This window comes from Thermostichus sp. MS-CIW-26 (assembly GCF_054059115.1).
Window position 1 is genome coordinate 1 of the sequence record NZ_JBSSBV010000023.1, and the last position, 22,625, is coordinate 22,625.

The following is a 22,625-nucleotide window of genomic DNA, read 5'->3' on the forward strand; positions in this document are numbered from 1 at the left end:
GGTTCTGGGGCGCCGGGGCTGGGTGGCCTCATCAGCGCTTTACTACCCTATCCCCACCCCCACCACCCCGTCAAGATATCCAACCCAAAATTTTTGGCAAGTTTTTGGCGAGAATAGCAGGGAAAAGAAGAAATAAAACTGTTTGAATATTGACATTCTGACTGCAGAGTTAATAAGATGGTTGCGAGGGTCAGGTTTCGGAGAAACTGTGATGCTGACTTTGCGCAAGCGGGAAGAGAGGGGTCATGTCAAGCTCAGTTGGCTTGATACTTACCACTCATTTTCTTTTGGAGAGTACTACGACCCTCGCTACATGGGCTTCCGGGCTTTGCGGGTGATTAACGATGACCGAATCAGCCCGAGTGCTGGCTTTCCGACCCATGGGCACCGGGACATGGAGATCGTTACCTATGTTTTGGAAGGGATCCTTGAGCATAAAGACAGCTTGGGCACGGGATCTGTGATTCGTCCTGGTGAAATTCAACGGATGACGGCAGGCACAGGGATCTGGCACAGCGAGTACAACCACTCGGCAGATGAGGAGGTTCATCTGCTGCAAATTTGGATTTTGCCGGAGCAGGAAAACCTGGAGCCCAGCTATGAACAAAAAGCGACGGGTTTGACAGAGCATCCCAATGAGTTTTGTTTAGTTGCCTCTCGAGATGGGCGCCAGGGATCCGTGATTGTGCATCAGGATGTGAATCTCTATGCGGGGTTGATTGAGCCGGGACGCACCATTCACCGACACTTGGATGAGAAGCGCTACGGATGGCTGCAGATAGCTCGGGGCGATGTGACCCTGGATGGCTTGTTTTTGCGAGAAGGAGATGGCGTGGCTATTGCTAGGGAAAGCGAGCTCAACCTTTTCAGTGAAGAAGGGGCTGAGGTGCTGCTGTTTGATTTGGCCTGAGGATGACTTTTGGCTGAATTCTGGCTGTTTGCCTTGAGCTTATAGTCGTTTTAGGCTGGGGTGAAGCGACTGAACTGCTGAGAAGAGCCTTCTGGCTGCGTACATTCAACGTTTTAGGCGCGGGTGCAGTGTCCTAGTTGGAATCGAAATGACCATAAGTCTTTTGGGATCTCAACTTTTTCTTCTGCTTTCAAGTGCTTTCAGGAGGAGAAGTGGATCCCTTCTTCGAGGTTTTGCTGAGTGAATTGAGAAAGAACTTGCTGCCAAAGGTGGCCAGTCTGGGATCCCTTTCCCTTGACGTGTAGAAGGCGGGCTCCTTCCTGCTGGGGATGGGGCTGTAGGCGCAGCCAGAGGTAGGTCGCAGGCAGATGGCGGAGGTACTGGGGCCACTCAATAGCGGTGATCCCACCTTGGCTCCAAAGTTCTTCTAGCCCTAGGTCTTCTAGGAGTGTGGATTCTTTCCCACCGGCGCGAGCGGCAGAAGAGGTCTCTAGGCGGTAGAGATCGCAATGGAAAAGAGGGATCCGTCCGGTGTGGTATTCCTGCACCAGCACGAAGGTGGGGCTGTCGATGGGTTCAGGGATCCCCAAGCCCTGCCCTAGTCCCTGCACAAAGGTGGTTTTGCCGCTGCCCAGATTACCTTCGAGAAGAATGACCAAGCCGGAAGTGGAGCCGAGGCTGCGGCTGGGAGGGGGAGATTTTTGTTGACCTGAAGGGGCGAGGAAGCCAAGGGCGGCTTGAGCTACGAGGGCCCCTAGTGATTGGGTAGCAGCGGCGGATGGCAGCAGCAGAGGGGAGGCTTGCTGCCAGAGCTCTTCATTCTGTTCGCTGGCCATGGCTTACAACTCCTTTGGGGCGGGGATCCCAGGCGAGGAAGTTGCCTCGTTTGGGTGAACAGAAACGCGTTTGGGAGCTGTCAAGATTGCGGCCAGGCCTGCTCCAATGAGCAACAGGCTCACCCCCTGCGCCACCCGCAGGGATCCCAGCATGAGGCTATCGGTGCGCAGGCCTTCGATCCAGAAGCGCCCCAGGCTGTACCCCACCAGGTAGAGGCCCAAGAGGGTGCCGGGGGGAAGCTGGCGCCGGTAGCTTAAAAAGAGCAGGAGCCCGAAGAGACCAAAGTTCCAGAGGGATTCGTACAAAAAAGTGGGATGGACGCGCGATCCATCAGGCAGCTGCAGTTGTACCCACAGAGGGCTATCCGGAGGCAACACCTTTCCGTAGGCTTCGTTGTTGAAGAAGTTGCCCCAACGTCCGATCCCCTGACCAAGGCTGAGGGAGGGAACAAGGCAATCGGCTAGCAACCAAAAACTCAGCCGGTGCCGCCGGGCGAACAGGTAAAGCGCCGCACTGCCGCCGATCAAGGCACCGTGAATGGCAATGCCCCCCTGCCAGAGGGCCAAGACCTGCCACCAAGGGCCATCTCGATAGCGTTCCCACTCAAAGGCCACATAGTACAGGCGAGCAAGGGGCAGGGATCCAACCACCAACCACACCAGCAGATCAGGCATGGAACTGGGGGGAAGGCCACGCCGAGCTGCCAGATGGCGAGCCAGGAGCAAGCCCAACACCATTGCCAGGCCGATCAATAAGCCATACCAGCGCAGGCTGAGCGGCCCCCAACTAAACACAACCGGGCCGGGGGATTGTAAGACCAAAGTCATGACCGTGGGGACATTCCTGAGCAGATCCCTTTAGCCCACTCTACCCGCTCTGCAAGGCTATGCAGAAGACCTGCCCTCACCCCCAGCCCCTCTCCCAGAGGGAGAGGGGAGTTAGGAACCGAGGCAAGGTACGAGCTGACTGCAGTTGGAGGGAGAGGGATCCGCTCAGAGCAAGGCGACAATGTTAGAATGCAGGCTCAATTTTCCACCACGACTCCTCGGGGGGATGCGGGTTATGGCCCGGAAAGCCGCTGCTGTGAACACTGCTGATGACTCGGACAAATTGAAGTCAGAAAAACGCAAAGCCCTGGAGCAGGTGTTAAGCCAGATCGAGCGGAATTTCGGCAAAGGGGCAATCATGCGCCTGGGAGATGCCACCCAGATGCGGGTGGAGACCATACCCAGTGGGGCCATCACCCTCGACTTGGCCTTGGGCGGAGGTTACCCAAAAGGGCGGATTATCGAAGTCTTTGGGCCGGAATCTTCTGGGAAAACTTCAATTGCCCTACATGCCATCGCCGAAGTGCAAAAACAAGGGGGAACGGCAGCTTTTGTGGATGCGGAACATGCGCTGGATCCCACTTACGCAGCAGCTTTGGGGGTTGATATTCAAAACCTGTTGATCTCCCAGCCGGACACGGGGGAGGCCGCCCTGGAGATTGTCGATCAGTTGGTGCGCTCGGCAGCTGTGGATATCGTGGTGGTGGACTCGGTAGCAGCGTTGGTGCCCCGGGCTGAGATCGAAGGGGATATGGGAGATGCCCATGTGGGATTGCAGGCGCGCCTGATGAGCCAAGCGCTGCGCAAGATTGCCGGAAATGTCAGCAAAACCGGATCCATCGTTCTTTTCTTAAACCAATTGCGCTCCAAAATTGGCGGCATAGGCTATGGCCCCCAGGAGACCACCACCGGCGGCAATGCCCTTAAGTTTTATGCGTCGGTGCGGCTAGATATTCGCCGCGTTCAAACCCTGAAAAAAGGTGCGGAAGAATACGGGATCCGAGCGCGGGTCAAGGTGGTGAAAAACAAAGTTGCCCCCCCTTTCCGGCGGGCAGAATTTGACATCATTTTCGGCCAAGGGATCTCCAACATCGGCTGCATTATCGATCTGGCCGAGGAGATGGGCATTCTCAAGCGCCGCGGCTCTTGGTACAGCTACAAGGAGGAAAATGTTGCCCAAGGAAGGGACAATCTGGTCGTTTACTTGAAAGAAAATCCCGAGATCTTGGCGGAAGTGGAAGGGGCTGTGCGGGAGAAACTTTCTGCGGGGGTGACGGTTTCCGCCAGCCGGCCGGCAGCGATGGAGGAGGGAGAGCAGGAAGAGAATGAGGATGCGGTCTTTGTAGAGGAAGAGTTCTGAGGGAGCAGCTAGCTGTTCAGGGAGCGCTTCCTGAGCGAGATCGCCGCTGGCGCAGGGCCTCGTAGAGCAACAACCCCCCCGTCATAGCGACGTTCAGAGATTCGACACCCTCGGCCATCGGGATCCGCACCTGGGCATCGGCCTGTTGGATAGTCGCTTCCCTCAGGCCAGCCCCTTCGTTGCCCAGGAGAAAAAGGGTAGGGCGGGTGAGATCTTGATCCCAGTAGCAGTTTGCTGTGGGGGAGAGGGTAGCAGCCAAGACTTGGATCCCTTGGCAACGGCAGCTCTGGATCCAGGCGGCTAGGTCGGGCACGACTTGGGGCGGACGGCGAAACCACTGGCCGGCAGAGGCCCGCAAGACTTTGGGGTTTTCGGGATCGACGCTGTCTGCGCTTAGCCAAAGGCCGTCGGCTCCTGCGGCGGCCACGACTCGGATTAGGGATCCCAAATTGCCTGGATCTTGCAGCGTTTCCACCACAAGGCCCAAACGTAACTTGGACAGGGGGGGAGAGGAAATCTGCCAACTGACGGCCACGGCCACAGCTCCTTCGGGAGACTCGGTGGTACAGAGCGCTGCCATGACTTCTGAGCTGACGGCCTGCCGCCGTAGACTCTTGGGCAGATTGGCCAGCAATTGTGGGTAACGCTCAGCCCACTCAAGCGTGTAGCAGAGAGCCTGCAGGGGCCAGCCAACTCGCAGGGCTTCTTCGATGAGGTGGGATCCCTCCACCAAAAAGGCGCCCTGTTCCCGCCGGCCTTTGCTGCGGTGCAACTGCCGCAACTTTCGGATCCAGGGGTTTTTCGGGCTGGTCAGCAGTAAGGACTCCGTCCCGCTAACGCGATCAGAAACCATGGGGCAACAGTCAGTCTCTTGCTTGGAGATAATCCTTTTCTCCCTCAGGAAAGCTGAGGGTTGATGGCTCGGAGCACCTGGGAAGCACCACGATGGAAGGTTTATTTAACCGTATCGACGCAGCCGCTGGATAAAAAATCCATCCCGATCCTGCCGGTGGGGCCAGATGAGCAGGGGATCCCCTTCAGCAGCCCAATTGGGGTGGCTGTCGAGAAAGGCTTGAATGATCTCCTCGTTTTCGGCAGGGTGCAGCGTGCAGGTAGCGTACACTAACACCCCGCCCGGCTTCAGCCAACGGGCCGCCACTTGCAGGAGCTGGGCTTGCAGGTGGGCCAACTCTGGGATCCGCTCTGGGGTTTGTCGCCAGCGAGCGTCAGCATGGCGGTGCAAGGTGCCTAGGCCGGAGCAGGGGGCATCCAGCAGTACGCGGTCAGCACTCTGCCAGGGGGGCAAGGGGGCAGGGGGTAAGGACTCCGTCCCGCTGACGCGATCGGCAGCAGCGCTCAGGGATAACAGGTCGATGGCCAGGGAACGAATCGAGGTCAAGCCCAAGCGATGGGCATTTTCCTCTAGGCGCCGCAGACGGTGGGGGTGACGATCCAAAGCCCAAATCTCCCCTCGATCCTGCATGTGTTGGGCTATTTGGGTGGTCTTGCCGCCCGGAGCAGCGCAGCAGTCGATCACCCGCTCCCCTGGCTGGGGATCCAGCCAATGCACCACCTGCTGGGCACTGGCATCCTGAACGCTCCACCACCCTTGGGCAAAGCCGGGTAGGGCCGTGATGTCGCCGGCATGATCCTGGAGGCGCAAGGCGCCCGGCACCTCGGAGATGGGGAGGGCAGGGATCCCTGCTTCTGCCAGGGCTTGGATGACCCTGTCTACCTCTGCCCGCAGCGGGTTAACCCGCAGATCTAGGTGGGGCGGTCGGTTGAACCAGGCGCACAACTGCTCGGCTTCTGCTGGCCCCAGGCGCTCCCACCATAGGCTCACCAACCAGTCGGGAAAGCTGTGCCGGATCCCCAAAGCCTGAATTGGGTCGGCTGGCAGAGTGTCCTCGAGGGGCTTGAGGGGATCCTTCTCTGGCTGATCCAACACTTGCCGCTGGTAGGCGCGCAAGATGCCGTTCACCACCCCTGTCAGGGATCCCAGCCCCATCTGGCGGGCCAATTCCACGCTGGTGTGGATGGCAGCGCTGGGGGGGATGTGATCCAAAAAAGCCAGCTGGTAGAGGCCAAGGTGCAGAATGAGCCGCAAATCGGGCGGTTGCTTGTGGGCAGGACGTTGGGCAAAGCAGTCGATTAGGGCGTCGAGGGTGCGACGACGGCGGGTAACGCCGTACACCAGCTCGCTGACCAGGCGGCAGTCGGCAGGGATCAGGTGGCTGTGGGCCAACAGGTGCTCTAGCACCACGTCAGCATAGGCGTTTTGCCGCTCGATCTTCTGCAAGGCCAAGAGGGCCAGTTGACGTGCGTTCATGGTCGCCCCAAAAGATTTTCCCATTCTCCCCCCTGGGCGATACTGGAGAAGCCCCTAAGGGATCCCAATCATGCCTTACACCAGCGCCTTCTTAGAGGTGATCCCCGCCATCGACCTTCTCCAGGGCCACGCCGTGCGCCTCTACCAGGGGGATTATGCTCAGGCGGAACAGGTGGCCGATGACCCCATCCAGCAGGCCGAAGCTTGGGCGGCACAGGGTGCCCCTCGCCTGCATGTGGTCGATCTGGACGGAGCCAAAAGCGGGGATCCAGTCAACCTGCCCATCATTGAGCGCATTGTCCGCAGCCTGGCCATCCCGGTGCAGGTGGGGGGTGGGATCCGATCCCTGGAACGGGCGCGGCAGTTGCTGGAGCTGGGGGTGGATCGGGTGATCGTTGGCACCCTGGCCGTGGAGGATCCTGACACCCTGGAGGCGATGACCCAAGCCTTCCCCGGTCGGGTTTGGGTGGGGATCGACGCTCGGCAGGGGCAAGTGGCCACCCGCGGCTGGCTGAGCACCACTCCCCTGCGGGCTCCTGAGCTAGTGCAACGGGTGCAAGCCCAAGGAGCTGCCGGGATCATCTATACCGACATTGGCCGGGATGGCACCCTGGCCGGCCCCAACCTACAACAGTTGCAGGAGATCCTCGCCATCTCCCGCCTGCCTGTGATTGCTTCGGGGGGAATCGGATCGCTAACGGATTTGCTGGCTTTGTTGAGCTTGCCCGGTTTGACGGGGGCCATTTTGGGCAAGGCCCTCTACTCAGGGGCGATCTCCTTGCAAGAGGCTTTGCGAGCTGTGGGGCCGGGCCGCTGGCAGGATCTACCGCCGGAAACCGGATCCCTGTGGGCCTAGGTATCCATCCAGAGATCGAGCGAAAGACAGCCCTGGCAAAACCTCTGCCATACTGGTGAAATCAACAGGCAACTTCATGCGACAACACCAGCCGCTGGTGAAGGTTTTCCAAGACATTTTTGTTTTTCAGGTCATGTCTGTCCCTGCGCTTCGCCCTGCTGTTCGAGCTTTACAACCCGAGTTGGTGACCTGGCGCCGCCACATCCACAAGTATCCTGAGCTGGGCTTCCAGGAGAAGCAAACCGCCGCCTACATCAGCCAGCGCCTGAAAAGCTGGGGGATCCCGCACCAGACCGGCATTGCCCACACCGGCATCGTGGCCACCATTGAGGGAGAGCAGCCGGGGCCGGTTTTGGCGCTGCGGGCCGATATGGATGCCCTGCCCATTCATGAGGCCAATGAAGTCGAGTACCGCTCCGCCATCCCCAACGTCATGCACGCCTGTGGCCACGACGGCCATACGGCCATTGCTATGGGCACCGCCAAGCTGCTGCAACAGCACCGTCAACACCTCAAGGGCACGGTCAAGGTCATTTTTCAACCTGCCGAAGAAGGCCCCGGCGGAGCCAAGCCCATGCTGGAGGCGGGGGTTCTGAAAAACCCGGATGTGGAAGCCATCCTCGGCCTACACCTGTGGAATAATCGCCCTCTGGGCACTATTGGCGTGAAAAGTGGCCCCTCGATGGCCTTTGCCGACCGCTTTCAGATTCAGGTGATCGGGCGAGGCGGACATGCCGCCCTTCCCCAACAAACAGTGGATGCCATTGTGGTGGGATCCCACATTGTCAATGCTTTGCAGACCATTGTCTCCCGCAATGTGGATCCGATGCTGCCGGCGGTGGTGACGGTGGGCCGTTTCCGGGCCGGCGATGCCTTCAACGTTATCGCCCCAAGCGCAGAAATTTGGGGTACTGTGCGCAGTTTTCACCCTGAAGTGGCCGATTTGATCCCAAAGCGCATGGAAGAAATCGTTGCCGGCATTTGCCAAGCCTACGGAGCCACCTACGAGTTTCAGTACGAACGGGGCTACCCAGCGGTTTGCAACGATCCTGCTATGGTAGCGCTGGTGGAACAAGCTGCCTGCCAGGTGTTTGGCCCAGAGGCGAGGATCATCCCAGAGATGACCATGGGCGGAGAGGATGTCTCGTTTTTCCTGAATGAGGTGCCTGGCTGCTACTTTTTCCTGGGATCCGCCAACCCCGAAAGGGGCCTGAACTACCCTCACCACCACCCCCGCTTTGATTTTGATGAAGCTGCCCTTGGCATTGGGGTAGAGCTGTTCCTGCGCTGCATTGAGAACTACACCGGGCAAGCCTTGAGTTAGCGGGAAACCTCGGCTAGGGCCTGAGCAAGTCAGCGGATCCGCTGTCGGGAAGCAGCAAGGGCTTCATAGGTTCTGGGGTGGGACGGGTAGGGGCAGGATCCCCGTCGGTGGGAATGTAGAGGGGCGTTGGGTTGGGATCCCCACCGAAGGCCAGCACAAGGGCTTCCAGCAGGGCCTGTCGCTGTTGCCGGTTCAGGGATTGTACAACGGCTTTGTCTTGGGCGTAGGGGTTGACCGTGAGGCGGTCGGCACCGGGATACCGTTGGGCGATGATTGGCTCGTTGGCATCGAAATAGTCTGCCAGCGTCAGTTGCCAGTCAAAGCGGTCGGTGGGGGAGCGACCAGCCACCTGCAGGTGATAGATCATCATTCGCCGCACCAAAGTATCCTCTTCGGGTGCGGGGCCGCCATCGTTGGGGTTAATAGGGGTGTAGGTGTTTTCCAGGGGCAGATCCGGCAGAGCTTCGTATACCTGCCGCGCTGCTTGGGGAATCAGCCGCAACTGAGCATAGGCAGGCCCGGATCCCAGCAGAACCGCAACGGCAATGCCCAGCAAACCTGGCAAAAGGGCTTGTTTCCTCATCCTGCTCGCCCCAAAACTTGTTTCTGTGAAATGAATTGTATTGCAATCAAGCAGTGGTTTCGGATTGTAGATTTGGCAGATTCAGCGATTGAGATCAGGCCACAGTTGGAGTTTTGGGCCATTGCTAATCAATGCTGAGTCCATCCACCACCTGAGGTTGAGGACGCGGTTTGAGAGGGGCCGACTGGGCCAAGCGATCCCATTGGTGGTGCTCTTGGGAATGCCTTTGCCAGAGGCCGAGAATATCCAACGTTTCGCCGCCATGCTGCGTATAACGCTTCCGCACTTTACATAACACGGGGGTATTGACGCACACACCGGAGACGATCACCTGACCTTTGCTCAAGGCGGGCAATTCCTGCAACAGATCCCGCCCGGCAGCTTCAACACTGTGACGCAGATTTTCTTGATCGGAAGGGTTGACAATTCGCATTAAAAATTGGCTCATGCATTGCGACAAAATGTCCGAGTCTAACTTGCCAGGGCGTTGCGTGATCAGCCCTACCCCCAGTCCAAACTTGCGTCCTTCGCTGAGAATGGTGCGCAGCACCTGTTTGCAACGGGAAGGCTCGTGGGCAGGGGCAAACCGATGGGCCTCTTCCAGCAGAATAAAGACGGGATAGGGCAAGTAATTTTCGTCCCCTGCCTGGATCTTGCCTTTGTGGGTATTGATGCGAGCATAGTTGGCCTGGCGCAAGATGGCAGCGGCGATCACCTGCTGTTCTTCCTGGCTGATCTCGTGCATTTGTAGAATGGTCACCTGCCCCGGCTCAAACAAGTCTTTGGGGGCCAGATGTTCTACATTGCTGAAATAAGGAGAGCGGTCGATCTGTTCTAATTTCCACTCCAAGGCGGCGGCTGAGGATCCCTGGGATCCATCTTCTGCGGAATCAGCCTCGTTTACGGCATCGATTAAATCCTGAATCGTCCAGCGGAGTGGGTTAAATTGAGTTGTTCTGCGGAAGGCTTTTTCCAGAAAAGATTTTTGCCGATCGCTGGTTTCCGGCAGCAGGGTCAGAATATCAAAGAAGTTAAGAGAAGATACACGAATCTTAATTTCCTGCGGTGAAAGAACCTTGACTTTGGGTCGGTAGCCATCTTCCCCAAAAAACTTGGGGTGGGACTGCATTTCTGCCAGCGTGTGGTATTCCCCGTGGGGATCGAAAATGAGGACGGCAGCTCGGTTTTTGGGCAAAAGCAGCTCTTCAATCAAAACCCCTGCTGTATAAGATTTGCCGGATCCTGTCCCCGCCAAAATGGCCAGATGGGTGCTGACCATTTCCTTGACGTCCAGTACTACGGGCACTGCTCCCTCATCGCGCAACAACAGGCTGCCCAAGTGAGCACCCCCAATGGCTGTTTCATCTCGTTTGTTCAAAATTGATTTCAGCAGACGATTGGAGGCCAGAAAAACCTTGGCACCGGGATCGGGAGCGCGGCGGGGGTTAATAAAGCCCATCTTCTGATTGAAATAGCCGATGACCTCGACGGTAACCGCATAGATTTCCGGATTGGGATGGGTGAAGCCCACCAGAGCCACAATGGTGCTGGGATCGATTTCGGTATCGGCAAAGATGCGATCGGGAATGTGATCCAGGAGTTGAACCTGGCTAATTTTGCCCAAGATTTGCAGGGTTTGCGATTGGGGATCCTGGACTTCGTAGTAGACGAAATCGCCCACCTTTACCGCTTGGGTATTGGAAGTGATGAAAACATATTGGTTAGAGGTTTCTCCAGGCCCTTTGACGGTGCCAATTACCTCTGGAGAGTCCTCAGTTGGAGAGAGGGTGGCTTCTGGATGGTGGCCATTATCGGTGATTTTTTGGGGCATTAGCGCATCGCTCCTACAGTCATTTTCCAGGCCAATTCTTTGCTTAAGATTTGCAGAGCTCGCCGTTGAGCTGGATCGGCAAACATCGGCGTAATGTCGTTCAAGACTTGGTAGATCAAATGATTGGCAAAGTTGCCGCCGCTACTCAGCAGCAAACCATAGTAGGAAAATTGGGTTTGACCTTGGGGATCCTGGTGAAAGCGCAGGATCTCTTCCCGGCTCATGCGAAAAACCGGCGTGTTTACAGGCACCACCACGCGTGGGATCCCTTGCCGGCCACAGCGGCGCTCTTCATCCAGAGCCCCGATTAAAACCACCGAGAGCAATGTGCGCACCTCATTCTGCAGATCGGGGGAAAAATAGGGATCCGGCTGGCTGGAAAGGCGCGGCCCAGAATTGAGGAACATCGGATTCAGGAGTTGGGTATTGTAAACCAGACCTACAGCCCAGTGTCGCCGGTCGCTTTCTAGCTTGACAAAGCTGCCGAAGCCATAGTCATCAGGAGCCGGCGGATTTTTGACTTCTAAAGCATCGTCCACCTGCACCACATAATCACAGTGATTGTTGGAGCGAACTACCTTTCCCAATCTCATCGAACTCGTCTCCGCTGTAATTTACTTACTGTTTTCCGGGATAGCCTTAGGTTCAGCTTTTCGCGAGCGGCCCAATCTTGCATGAGACGCAAGAAAAGGTTGCGATCCTCATTGCGGATAACGGCTATTTGATCGGCTGTCTCCAGCACATAAGGATAACCTCGCCCAATCACCACCTCACAGCGAACCAGATCCACCAACCAGTCCAACAGTCCTGCCTCATAAACCCAAACGGGTATTTCCAAGCGGGCCGGAAAGTTGTCATTGGTGCGCAGGTAAACAAACCCCACTCGCTCCCGCATTTCTTGGTAGGAGTTGAGGATCCCATCTTGGGGGTTGAGGCTGCCGCCGCGGGCACAGATGAAAAAAGGTGTGCGATCCCCCCACTCCAACCAGGGACTAAGCAGTTGCGCATCGTGAAGCTGTGGAGCTTCGGGTAGGTCAAAACAATGCTTCAGCAACGTCACCAGATCGGAAGTGTAGGTGGTGTCTATGTAAGCCACGATAGGGATCCGGCTTTGCTCGCTGGCCCGCAAAAGCTGGAGCAAACACTGCACATAAAAGTCTTGGCTTTCTGGCTCAAAGACTTCGGCAAAAGTAGCCACCAGCGCCCCGTCCAAAAAGGCCAATTTTCGGGATCCCGGTTGAGATTTTTGAATGTATTCTACAAGTCTCTCGATTTCCATTTGAAAGCGGCGCATGTTAACCATTCGCTCTTTCGGTTCGCCGCTGCTGTCGGATCCCAGGTCCCTTGGAGTCAATACATCCACTTGGATGTCTTTTTCGTACAAGCCTGCTGCGCAGTGATAATTTTCATACCAGCCGATTTGCACCAGCGCCACCGGTATTGACAGATCTTTGCTGGGATAAATCTGGGATCCATCCACGGCAAAGGTGGGAATATTTTCAATGACCGATTTCGCCCACTCACGGCTTTCTTCGTAATTGGCCCATTCCTGCTCAAAAGGGATCCTCCAATTGGAGTAGCGATCCCATTCTTCAGTGGGCAAAGCGCCTGGGAAAGGGAATGGAGCTATTTTTTCGGCAATCTCTAAGCTCGACCACTGGCACAAGCTTTCCATGGCCTGCTTATAGTATTCTCTGCGCTCCGAAAGCCTTTGATCAAAAGTGGCAAAGGCTTCCCGCTTTTGCTGCAAGACCGCCAGGATCCGGTCGGCTCTAAACACCATAGGCGGGATCCCTCCCTACCGACTTGGATCCGGAGTGCCTTTCCACCCGAATAACATTTTCTGTCATTTGCTCAAAGGTATCGTCGTGGCTGATGACAAACAGCTGCTCAAAAGATCGCAGGTTGGTAATAGCCTCTGCCAGCCGCTGTCGCCGTTGGGTATCCATATTGGTGGTGGGCTCATCGAAAAAGGCAATATTTAGTTGTCCCAACACCTTGAGTAAAGCCAAGCGCACTGCCAAGGCCGCCGACATTTGCTCTCCCCCGGAAAGGCTGGCAAACCGTCGTTTGGGGCTGCCGGCTTCTTGAACGCGGATCTCATAATCGGCTTCCCAGGTCAGGGTGACGTTGGGACGGTTGAGAATTTCTCGGAAGAGGTGATCGGCAGTATGGTTGATCTGCTGCAGGTAGTATTGGGTAATTTGAGGGCCGGCTTTTCTATAGGTATCTCGGCTAAACTTGATAAAGCGGTGCAGGCGTTCTTTCTCAGTTTTTTCTGCCTCGACTTGCTTTAAGCTTGCCTTGGTCTGTTCCAATTGCCGCAACTTTTCCTCAATTTTGCTCAGTTGAGGAGCTAGGCTCTCCAGTCGGGCCTGGGCTTCGGCTTTTTGAATTTCGGTGGCCTGCAGAAGGGATCGAAGATGCTCATGCTCCTGCGGTCGATACAGAGCAGCTAAGGGATCCCGTGCTGCGCGAAGTTGGGAAAGCTGAGTTTGCAGTTGCTGCCGCTGGGCGTTTAGCTCGGCCAGTTCCTGTTCCCGCTGGGGAAGCAATTGGGCAATGGGTTCTTCCTGCAGATAGCGCTCGTGATCTAAACGGTATCGTTCGCGTTCTTCCTGCAGGGATCCCACCTCCCGATCCAGGTGCTCGGTTTGGGATAGGGCCTCGTCAATAGGGCTGAGTGCTGCTTCCAAATCCCGAAGCTGCTGCAGGCAGTCGGCCTGCATTTGTAAATATTGCTTTTCCTGTTTTAACTCTGCTTTGAGCCGTTCGGCTTGACTTCTGGGATCCCCCAGTGCCCTTAGGGTTTCGGCGGCTTTTGCAATTTGGGCTTGCAGGTCATCTTTGGATCCCTCTGTTTGTTCCCAGCGGTCGATCTGGGCTTGTTTTTCTTGCTTGGCTTTCTGGATTTGATCTAGGGCCAACTGGGCCGCTTGGAGTTCATCTTGCCGTCGGGGCAAACTTTGGGCAAGAGGCTGCATGCGGATAAAGGTCTCGTAGTTGTTGCGGTGCCGGCCTTGTTCTTCCCGCAAAGCTGCAATTCTTTCATCCAGATCTGAAAGCGGTTGCAGCTGCTCTTCTAGGGCTTGTATCTGCTGTTGGAGTTGCTGAACATGGGCCGCTATTTGTTGATATTCTTGCTCAACCCTAGACTTGCGGCTGAGATCTCTTTCCAAGCGCTGGATTTGCCCTCTGGGATCCCCCAGTTCTTGCAGCGCCTGGCCAATTTCCTGTTGTTGCCGAAGGAAGGTGGGCTCAGCCTCAAGATCCCAGTGAAGATCATCAATTCTGCTTTGTCGTTCGGCTTGCAACTGCAGCAGTTGCTGAATTTGGGCTTGTAAATCGGGTATTTGTGCGGTTAGGCCGAGCAAGGGTTGCAAAGTCCTGAGTTGTTTTTGGATGTTGGACAACTGCTGACGAAGTTGGGGCTCGGAAGTTTGGGGAGCCAGATCCTGCAAAATCTGATGGATGGACTGGAGCAACTGTTGGCTGAGTGCTGAAGATCGAGTGAGTACCTCTGGGATCCGCTGCCACAGAGATTGAAGTTGGGGATAGTTGTGTCGCTGCGCTTCCAATTCGTCCAGAAGTTGCCGGATGCTGTGATGGTGTTGAGCCAATTGATCCGAGCCCTGCTCAAAAAGGGCTTGTAGCTCCTGTTGAAATTGACGAGCTGCGGCAATGCGGCTGAGCTGAGTTTGCAATCGCTCCTGTTGAGTTTCGAGCGCAGGAATGGCGGCTACCCGCTCCAAATCCGCCTGCCGTTGTCTCAGTTGGAGCTGCAGTTGTTGCAATTGGACTTGGCCTTGTTCCTGCTCCGTTTCCCGTTGTTTGAGTTCAAGGCGCAGAGCCTGAAAGGAAGCCAACTTCTCGCCAAGTTGGGAGTGGCGCTGCTCCAGGGAGGCCTGCCGTTCACACAGGGGTTGCAGCTCAAGTTTTTCCGCCTCCATTTTTTGGAAGATCTGGAGTTGTTGCTGATATTCGGATCCCTGCAGCTCCAATCGATGCAGTTGATGTTGCAAAGTTTCCCGTTGAGCCAGTAAAGTTTGTCGGGTTCGCCGCAGCGCTTCCTGCTCTGCAATGAGGGTTTCCAACTGCAAATAACGGTTGTAGGTCAATTGATGCTGCCGACATATGGCCTGGGCCTGTTCAGCTTCTTGCACTCGGCTTTGTAGCAGTTGACAGCGCTCGGCGTGGGCTGTCCATTCTGCCTGGATCTGTTCCCATTCGCGGTGCAGGTGTAGCAACGTGTTGAGCTGTTGAGTCCAATAGGTCTGCTGACGCTCTAGCTCCTCTTGGGCCTGAATTTGCGGGGTTAGCTCCTCTAGCTCCTGCTTCCAGCGCTGCTGTTGGCTTAACTTTTCTTGAAGTCTTGCCAATTGGTTTTCGATATGCTGCTTTTGCGAGAGCAAAGCATCCCGCTGTTTCAGCCACTCCAAGCGTTGCTGTTGCTGTTTTTCCAGCTCCCGCAAGCGAGCTTCTGTGGCCAAAAAATGCTGAGATCCCTCCCAGTATTGCTGTTGCTGCGCTTGAGCTTGCCTGGCCTCTGCCCATAACTTTTCTGCCTGCTCAAGAGATACCTGAAGCAGGGATCCCTTTTGCTCCAGTTGGGCAATCTGGTGATCTAAAGTTTGGATTTGCTCAAGCCATTTCTCCAGTCGCTCGATCTCAAGCTTAACCTGATCCAGAGTGTGGATCGATTGACTCAAGCGCTCTTGCCAATAACTCAGTTCTTGTTGGATTTTCTGCCGCTCCGCTTGCAGCGGATCCCACTCCTGTAGCTGTTGGCGGAGCAATTCAATTTGATGATTAATGGCCTGAATCTGCGCCTCGCTGTATTTTTCGACCGCCAACAGGTCTTTGGCTACCTGCTGGTACTCTTCCACCTTTAAGATGCGATCGAAAACTTCTTTGCGATCTCGACCGGTTTTGAGAAAGTCTGCCGTGAAAGTCCCTTGGGGCACCCCAATCGTTGTGGCAAAGAGCCGCGCCAGGTCGGTACCGGCAGGTACGCCCAAATGTTGCCTCAGCCACGGCAGCACATCGGACTTGCGCTCATACTCTAGGCGCTGCTTCAGCTGGGGATCAAAGAGACGATATCCCTGCGTTACGCTGCGGCGAACATCGTAGGTGCGCTGATCCCATTGGGAGATAAATTGCACAGTCACCACTGCGTCGTTGGCCCCGGAGCGAATGATTTCTTCTTGGCTGTAGGGGCAGTAGTCGAACAAAACCCAGGCAATGGCTTCCAAAATGCTGGTCTTGCCCGCTCCGTTTTCTCCGCAAATGGCGTTAATACCTGGCTCAAACGTGAAGACGGCATCCTCATGAGATTTGAAGTTTTGTAAAGCGAGAGAGAGGATCCGCATAATCAGTCTTCTGCTCCCCAAAAAGCTCCCCTTAGGTGAGCATACACTTCAGATTCTCCTTGCCCATCCAAAACCTTTTCTTTAAGATCCAGAAGCAGCCGCGCTAGCTCTTCACTGCGTTTGCGGTAGTGGGCATGGCTGCTCAGCAGATCCCTGTAGATTTTCTCTTCGATTTGTAGCCTCTGCCCCTCTTCTTCCAAGGAAAGGGCAGCCGACCCGAGCTCTAAAGTATTGGCCTCAAAACGAAACAGAACCAGCAAGGCGCCGGTAAGCTGCTGAATTTGACACTGTAGGGCGCGGCTATCCAGCTCATGCTTGGCGAACCCCACCTGTCCCACCAGCCGCAACTCCACCATCGGCTCCATCTCACTTTCCTGAAAACGGGATCCCTTAGCCAAGGCAATGGCTGCTGCGGCAATCTGTTCGGGGGTTTCTCTGCCCTTGGCCTCCAGATAGAGCCGGCGGCGGGGCCGCTGATGGTAATCCTGCACCAACTCCGCTTGGGGTGGGCCATCTCCCCAGCGGACGCGATAGGCCCCCCGTTGGAAGTCCCATTCGGCAGTGCTGTTGGCCTCCAGGGATCCCGGGTTGAAGATCCACCCCCCCTCGGAATAGCTTTTGTGAATGTGTCCCAAGGCCAGGTAGCCCACTCCCGCCTCCCGCAAGGGCAACAGATCCCGGTAGCGCAAAGCGCCTTGGTAACGGGCAATTTGGCCTTCTAGACCGTGGTGGAACATCAACACCACCCGTTCTGGGCCGGGGGGCAACCGTCGAATGGCCGCCGCCAACTGCTCAATCGACCTGGGAGCTGCCGATCCGTACCACTGGGATCCAATCACCCGCACCCCACAGGGCAGGTCTAGGTAGCCCCCCCGCCCACCCGCCCAGGGACGCAACTCCAGGCCCTCTTCCCCTGCTTCCGGCTCCAGCAGGATCAACTCCCCGTGATCGGCTAAGTACCTCAGCCAACTGGTTTTCACGCCATAGGGACGGTTGTCGTGGTTGCCCTCGATGGCCAACACCGGAATCCCGGCCTGCTGCAGCTCCCGCAAGACGATCTGGGCTTGGTTGAGAACGCCGGGCTGAATCTGCCGATGCTCGAACAGATCTCCGGCGATGAGCACAAAGTCCACCGGATCCTGAATGGCATAGCGCCGGACAACATCCCGAAATGCCAAAAAGAAATCCTTGCTCCGCTCCGGGCTGTCGTAGCGGTCATAGCCCAGATGCACATCGGCCAGGTGTAAAAATGTGCAGGTTGAGCAGGCCATCCCCAGAGCACCTCGGCAAATTGTCCACAGTTTAGCAAACCCATCTTGTTCCCTACCCAAGATATAGGGATCCCTTCCTCTCAATCATCGGGTTCGCCCCGGCTATCTCCACTAGGGGTAGGTGCCGGCTGAGGATCTGAAATGGGCAGCTGCCCTGCCATCCAGAACGGCGAGAGTTCCCTAAGTGGAATTGATCAAATCCGCAATATTGTGCTTCATCTTGTTGCAAATGTTATCGAGGGGCAGATCATTGGGATCCCGGCCAAAGGGATTTTCAATTTCGATGCCGATCTCTTCAACGCCAAACAACATAAAGCTCAGCCATCCCACAATGGGGCCGGTCATCCAACCCAAGCCCTCCACCATTTGAAACGGTAAAGACAAACAGTAAAGCAACAGCAACTGCTTCAAGTGCAGGGCATAAGCCATCGGCATTGGGGTCATGAGAATGCGCTCACAGGCCCCCAGCGCATCCACCATGCTGTTGAGCCGCTCCACCATGATCGTGAGCTGGTAGACCTCAACGCGGCCCTTTTGGTATTGTCGCTGTAAGTAATCTCCGATCCAAAAGGCAATCTGCAAAGGGGGATGGTTGAGGCTTTGGAGACGTTGCAACTGCTCCGGGCTGAGGAGGGGCTGAATCTCATCCAGCAAAGGTTCCTGGCGCAAGTGCTGTTTCATGGCCATGGCAAAGGCGGGCAACAGATATAGAGTTTGGATCTTCTCTTCCCGGTCGCCGGGTTGCTTTTCTTCAATGGCTACCCAAATCAGGCGGGCCAAATTGCGCACGTCATTCACCACGGATCCCCAGGCTTTCCGCCCCTCCCAGAACCGTTCGTAGGCGGTGTTTGTCCGAAACACCAGCATCAAACCCAAAACGATGTTGGGCACAAACGCCACCAACGACGACAGCGCCAGGGGCAGCCCCAGCTTATACAGAATCGAAACCAGCACTCCGACCAAGCCGCAGGTAAAGGCGCGGGGCAGCACTGCCGGCACAACTGATCCTTGCAACTGCAGGGCCAGGCGAAACCAACGCAGCCCCTCTCCTGCAAGATACTTGCGAAGAACCATAGTGCAGCGTCGGCAAGCTTGCCCTCTGATCCTACAGCCACTCCTACAGCCACGGCCTGCCGCCCTAGAGGGGATCCCTTGCCCGCCTATCCTGAAAAGCGACAAGGGTGGCCTGTTGGAGATTTTTCAGTTCGAGATTCTGTAAACGTCAAGAGATGCCCAGGCAAACTTCACGAACAACTTCCAAAACCCCAAGTTACTGTGGTAGACTCTCCGCCAGGCAACGAATTCAACGCTGTTCTGCGACGCCCCAACATGGCTGGAGTCCTCAAGCTCGACATTCAGGAATCGGCTGAAGAGCTCAAATCCCTACTAAGCAAGCAGTCTACACCGACCGGCAAGGAGCGGGTTCAAGCTCTCTACCTGCTCAAGATTGGGAAAGTCAAGACGATGACAGGCTTGGCTGAAATTCTGGGGCGGGACATCTCAACGATTTTTCGATGGTTTCAACGCTACAAGGCCAAGGGGCTAGAGGGCATGTTGACGGTGCCCCGCAACCAAGGGCGCAAACCCCTCATCCCCAAGCCGGTTTTGGAAATCCTCAAGCAGGAGCTGCATCAGCCTGGCCGATTCCGTACCTACAGCGACATCCGCGAATGGCTGCGGGAAACGCACGGTGTGGATGCCTCCTATAAGGTCGTTCACGAAACGGTTCGCTACCGTCTTAAGGTGCGCTTGCGGGGATCCCATGCTAAGCGGCGCAAAAGCGGGAGACAAGCCCCCCAGTTATCCCCCAATCTCTCCTGATCATGGCTGGGCGGCAGGGATCCAGAAACTGCTCTGCAGCAGAGGCGGGCCTGTGGGGGATTCGCTTCCTCCTGCCGGTTCAAGGGTGACGAGAAGGCGGGTCGGCTGCTCAGAATGGATGGGTTGACTGAGCCACTGCAGGGATCCTTCCCCGTTGACGGCAAAAGTGCCGGCGTTTTCCAGCAGTCGTCCCCCTCCCTGGACATCCGACTCCAGCCACAGTTGATAGGTGCTCCCTGGGGGGGCGGGAGCCATCTCCGAGGCCAAGAGCAGCACCTGCTTGGCATGGGGCGACCAGAGGGCTTGCACCAACAGGGGAGTGCTGAAGCTGGGATCCCGCAGCAGGGTTCGCTGCACTTGCGGCTGTCGTTGCCACTCTTGATAGAGCTGTTGAAGCGCCGCTGACTCTCCCTCGATGGGGGATCCCCACTGCCAGCGCAGCCGCCAGTAGGCCGCTGTTATGGCCAGCGCGTAGATCCCCAATACCGCCAGGCTGCCCCAGAGAAGACGTTGCGGCCACAGGGGAGCCGAAGTTTGAATGGAGAGGGGGGCAGGTAGCCAAGCCCAACGCCGCAGCCGTTCCCTAGCCTGAAAGGCCGTCAACTCGTAGAGCCACAGGGCCACCGAGCGATCCCGCTGCAGGTCAAAGGCATCGGCGTGTTTCCAGCAAAACTCAAACACCTGCCGCACCACCTCTTCTGCCTGGTGAGGTTGCTTGAGAATGGCCAAGGCAATATCCAGCAGGCGCTTCCGATAGCGATCCTTGAGCAAGAAGTGGCTGCGGCGATCCCGCAGTTGGATCTGGCGCATCAACTCGAAATCGGTCAGCTCAGCCATACACCTCTGGGGCATCCGATGAGCCTATCCGGGCTGATTTTGGCTCAGCCGGTAGCACTAGGCTGGGGAACTTTCCAGAACTATACACTAGCCCTGGAGCCGGCTCCCTTGCGAGCTGACTTCACCTCTCATCTAAAGCTGGCTTGGATCCCCCCTCTCAACAGTTCCGGCGGCAGGCCCCTTGCAGGAGTTGGGATCCCACCCCTCTCCGCGACCCTCAGGCGGCATCTTTCTCAACCACCTTCTCCGCCTTTTCTGCGCCGGCAGGCTCGTCATCGCTGCTGGGGTTGTTCATCTCTTGTTTGAAACTCCGCAACGCTTTGCCAAAGGCGCTGCCTAACTCCGGTAGCTTCTTGGGGCCAAACACGACCACCGCGATCACCCCAATCACGGCCAGCTCTGGCAGGCCCATGCCGAAGATGCTCACGGCCAGGATAGGTTCGCTCGGCAGCAGAATAGTCATAAGTCCCCAAAACCTGAAAAGTAGAACAGACGGATCAACCCAGCTTGCAAGGGATCCATCCGTCCCACTCTAACAAGTTCTTCTCCCATGCAGAAAGGGTGTGGAAAGGGATCCCCTTCTGATACATTCACGCTGAACTCTCCTGAACATGGTTCAGGAAAGAAGCGATCGCATCCTGCCTATCTCTGTTCGCGTCAGCGGGACGGAGTCCAAGCAGGAAGGCGGTATCCCGCAAAGCCCTGAGGAATACCCCCCGAGCGCTTTCCCCCTTCACTTCCCGGCAACCGTTGCGGTGGACTCAAGGATCAGGGGGAAACTTGGTCTACTATATCCCTCTCAATGACTTTTGCCAAACCGCCTAAAGCTCAGTAAATTTAGCAAAGTTCAGGGTTTTGGGGGTTAGAGGCATGCTCCCATCCTGCCCCCGGCCCACTCAAGACATAGGATGGTGCTATCCCTTGCCCGATGTTTTTGTTCAGAACAAGCCATGCCTGTCTCCTACGATATTGTGGTCATTGGCGCCGGTGCAGCGGGTTTGGTGGTGGCCAGCGCTGCTGCCCAACTGAAGGCCAAGGTGCTGCTGGTGGAAGGCAGCGACCGCTTGGGCGGCGATTGCCTCTGGTATGGCTGTGTGCCCAGCAAAGCCCTTCTTCACGTGGCCCATACCGTCCATCGGATTCGCCAGGCCATGGCTGCCGGTTGGGTAACTCTCCCTGGCCCAGCAGGGATCTCGGTGGATTACCTCAAGGTGTACGAACACATTCGCTCTGCCCAGAGCTACATCGCCAACCACGCCGATTCGCCAGATCGCTTCCGCCAACTGGGGGTGGAACTGGTGTTTGCCAAGGGCCACTTTGTGGATGGGCGCACCTTTGAGGTGGCAGGACGGCAGGTACAGGCGCGGGCTTTTGTCATCGCCACCGGATCCCGTCCTTGGGTTCCCCCCTTGCCGGGCTTGGCCGAGGCGGGCTATCTGACCAACGAATCGATCTTTGACTTGACCCGCTTGCCCAAATCGGTGGCGGTGATAGGGGCGGGGCCGGTAGGCTGCGAGTTGAGCCAAGCTCTGGCCCGTCTGGGATCCGAGGTGACCCTCATTGCCAGCCGCGAGCGCATCTTGCCCAAGGAGGATCCCGAAGCCGCCCAGGTGGTGCAGCAACAGTTGACCCAAGATGGGATCCGCATCCTCACCCGGGTACGCGCCACAGCAGTTGGCCAAGAGCAAGGGGCAAAGCTGCTTTCCCTAAAGGCCAATTCCGGGGCAGGCACCGCCGCTGCAGGTGATCAAGTGATCCGTGCAGAAGAGATTTTGGTGGCCGCCGGTCGGATCCCGAACGTGGAAGGGCTGGGTCTAGAAGCCGCCGGCGTGCAGTACACCCCCCAAGGGATCCAGGTGAATGCCAAGCTGCAAACCCGCAATCCCCGCATCTACGCCTGTGGGGATGTCATCGGCGGGCCGCAATTTACCCATGTGGCGGCCTACGAAGGGGCAGTGGCCCTGGTCAATGCCCTGTTTTTCCCCCTCAGCCAAGCGCGTTATCGTGTCATTCCTTGGGCCATCTTCACCGAGCCGGAGCTGGCCCGTGTGGGCCTCACCGAAAGCGAAGCCCGGCAGCAATACGGCAAGGATGTGGTGGTGCTCAAACAGGAGTTTGCCGATGTGGATCGGGCCCAGGCAGAAGCTGCCCCCCTGGGCTTTGCCAAGTTGATCTGTCGGCGCAACGGCCAGATTTTGGGGGCGCACCTGGTGGGATCCCAGGCGGGAGAGCTGATTCACGAGGTGGTTTTGGCCATGAGCCGGCGGCTGCCCGTCTCTGCCCTGACCGGGATCCACATCTACCCCACCCGCTCGGAGGTGAACGCCAAGGCGGCCCTGCAGCACCGCAGGCAACAATTGGCCACCAACCCCCGCCTGCAGAACTTCTTGCAGGGATTCTTTGCCTGGAGGCGGGCCTGGAGCTGACAGCGCAAACTGGGGGTCAGCCACCGCTAGACTAGAATGGTCAT

The 22,625-nt window shown here is 56.9% G+C and carries 19 protein-coding genes; 6 read left to right on the top strand and 13 right to left on the bottom strand.

The window, feature by feature from the left end; genetic code table 11:
* The first annotated feature begins 211 nt into the window (after positions 1-211).
* Positions 212-910, top strand: coding sequence for a pirin family protein (locus ACVWZU_RS08905; RefSeq protein ID WP_414341852.1), 699 nt, complete (start codon positions 212-214; stop codon positions 908-910).
* Positions 911-1,110: 200 nt separating this feature from the next.
* Here the strand turns inward: ACVWZU_RS08905 and tsaE are convergent, their stop codons facing one another.
* Entirely contained in the window at positions 1,111-1,746 is a 636-nt protein-coding gene (tsaE, locus tag ACVWZU_RS08910) for a tRNA (adenosine(37)-N6)-threonylcarbamoyltransferase complex ATPase subunit type 1 TsaE (protein ID WP_414341851.1), read from the bottom strand.
* A 3-nt stretch (positions 1,747-1,749) separates the two neighbouring features.
* Positions 1,750-2,574, bottom strand: coding sequence for a prolipoprotein diacylglyceryl transferase (lgt, locus tag ACVWZU_RS08915; RefSeq protein WP_011433548.1), 825 nt, complete (start codon positions 2,572-2,574; stop codon positions 1,750-1,752).
* A gap of 235 nt (positions 2,575-2,809) precedes the next feature.
* Here lgt and recA point away from each other — a divergent pair, with 235 nt between their 5' ends.
* Positions 2,810-3,934 (top strand): recombinase RecA, encoded by a 1,125-nt coding sequence (gene recA, locus ACVWZU_RS08920; protein ID WP_414422003.1) that lies wholly within the window; start codon positions 2,810-2,812, stop codon positions 3,932-3,934.
* A gap of 16 nt (positions 3,935-3,950) precedes the next feature.
* Here recA and ACVWZU_RS08925 read toward each other — a convergent pair whose 3' ends face one another.
* A complete protein-coding gene (locus ACVWZU_RS08925; RefSeq protein ID WP_457444449.1) occupies positions 3,951-4,787 on the bottom strand; it encodes a TrmH family RNA methyltransferase in 837 nt (278 codons plus the stop codon).
* Between the two features lie 105 nt (positions 4,788-4,892).
* Complete coding sequence (locus ACVWZU_RS08930) at positions 4,893-6,263, bottom strand: 16S rRNA (cytosine(967)-C(5))-methyltransferase (RefSeq protein ID WP_457444451.1); 1,371 nt, start codon at positions 6,261-6,263, stop codon at positions 4,893-4,895.
* Between the two features lie 70 nt (positions 6,264-6,333).
* Between ACVWZU_RS08930 and hisA the strand changes: the two genes are divergently transcribed.
* Together hisA and ACVWZU_RS08940 are read left to right on the top strand one after the other, a co-directional pair.
* On the top strand, positions 6,334-7,119 hold the full coding sequence (gene hisA / locus ACVWZU_RS08935; RefSeq protein WP_457444453.1) for a 1-(5-phosphoribosyl)-5-[(5-phosphoribosylamino)methylideneamino]imidazole-4-carboxamide isomerase: 786 nt from the start codon (positions 6,334-6,336) through the stop codon (positions 7,117-7,119).
* A 133-nt stretch (positions 7,120-7,252) separates the two neighbouring features.
* On the top strand, positions 7,253-8,443 hold the full coding sequence (locus ACVWZU_RS08940; protein WP_457444476.1) for a M20 metallopeptidase family protein: 1,191 nt from the start codon (positions 7,253-7,255) through the stop codon (positions 8,441-8,443).
* A gap of 13 nt (positions 8,444-8,456) precedes the next feature.
* Here ACVWZU_RS08940 and ACVWZU_RS08945 read toward each other — a convergent pair whose 3' ends face one another.
* The 7 genes from ACVWZU_RS08945 to ACVWZU_RS08975 form a co-directional block, all read right to left on the bottom strand.
* The gene (locus ACVWZU_RS08945; RefSeq protein WP_457444455.1) at positions 8,457-9,026 is read right to left on the bottom strand and encodes a hypothetical protein; all 570 of its coding nucleotides are present in this window, start codon (positions 9,024-9,026) and stop codon (positions 8,457-8,459) included.
* Positions 9,027-9,150: 124 nt separating this feature from the next.
* On the bottom strand, positions 9,151-10,857 hold the full coding sequence (locus ACVWZU_RS08950) for an ATP-binding protein (RefSeq protein ID WP_457444457.1): 1,707 nt from the start codon (positions 10,855-10,857) through the stop codon (positions 9,151-9,153).
* Positions 10,857-11,450, bottom strand: coding sequence for a hypothetical protein (locus tag ACVWZU_RS08955; protein WP_011433556.1), 594 nt, complete (start codon positions 11,448-11,450; stop codon positions 10,857-10,859). Before ACVWZU_RS08955 ends, ACVWZU_RS08950 begins: the two co-directional genes overlap by 1 nt.
* Complete coding sequence (locus tag ACVWZU_RS08960) at positions 11,447-12,640, bottom strand: DNA double-strand break repair nuclease NurA (protein ID WP_457444459.1); 1,194 nt, start codon at positions 12,638-12,640, stop codon at positions 11,447-11,449. The genes ACVWZU_RS08955 and ACVWZU_RS08960 overlap by 4 nt, the downstream gene beginning before the upstream one ends.
* The gene (locus tag ACVWZU_RS08965; RefSeq protein WP_457444461.1) at positions 12,630-16,226 is read right to left on the bottom strand and encodes an AAA family ATPase; all 3,597 of its coding nucleotides are present in this window, start codon (positions 16,224-16,226) and stop codon (positions 12,630-12,632) included. Before ACVWZU_RS08965 ends, ACVWZU_RS08960 begins: the two co-directional genes overlap by 11 nt.
* Positions 16,227-16,228: 2 nt before the next feature.
* Positions 16,229-17,497, bottom strand: a complete 1,269-nt coding sequence (locus tag ACVWZU_RS08970; RefSeq protein WP_414351454.1) for a metallophosphoesterase family protein — start codon at positions 17,495-17,497, stop codon at positions 16,229-16,231.
* Positions 17,498-17,677: 180 nt separating this feature from the next.
* Complete coding sequence (locus ACVWZU_RS08975; protein ID WP_457444463.1) at positions 17,678-18,571, bottom strand: bestrophin family protein; 894 nt, start codon at positions 18,569-18,571, stop codon at positions 17,678-17,680.
* Between the two features lie 255 nt (positions 18,572-18,826).
* On the opposite strand from ACVWZU_RS08975, the gene ACVWZU_RS08980 reads away from it, so the two are divergent.
* The gene (locus ACVWZU_RS08980) at positions 18,827-19,318 is read left to right on the top strand and encodes a helix-turn-helix domain-containing protein (protein WP_414356910.1); all 492 of its coding nucleotides are present in this window, start codon (positions 18,827-18,829) and stop codon (positions 19,316-19,318) included.
* Here ACVWZU_RS08980 and ACVWZU_RS08985 read toward each other — a convergent pair whose 3' ends face one another.
* Complete coding sequence (locus tag ACVWZU_RS08985) at positions 19,319-20,155, bottom strand: anti-sigma factor domain-containing protein (RefSeq protein ID WP_457444466.1); 837 nt, start codon at positions 20,153-20,155, stop codon at positions 19,319-19,321.
* 217 nt (positions 20,156-20,372) lie between these two features.
* Complete coding sequence (gene tatA / locus ACVWZU_RS08990; RefSeq protein ID WP_414356913.1) at positions 20,373-20,618, bottom strand: twin-arginine translocase TatA/TatE family subunit; 246 nt, start codon at positions 20,616-20,618, stop codon at positions 20,373-20,375.
* Between the two features lie 487 nt (positions 20,619-21,105).
* Between tatA and ACVWZU_RS08995 the strand changes: the two genes are divergently transcribed.
* Complete coding sequence (locus tag ACVWZU_RS08995) at positions 21,106-22,581, top strand: dihydrolipoyl dehydrogenase family protein (protein ID WP_041437425.1); 1,476 nt, start codon at positions 21,106-21,108, stop codon at positions 22,579-22,581.
* The last annotated feature ends 44 nt before the right edge of the window (positions 22,582-22,625 follow it).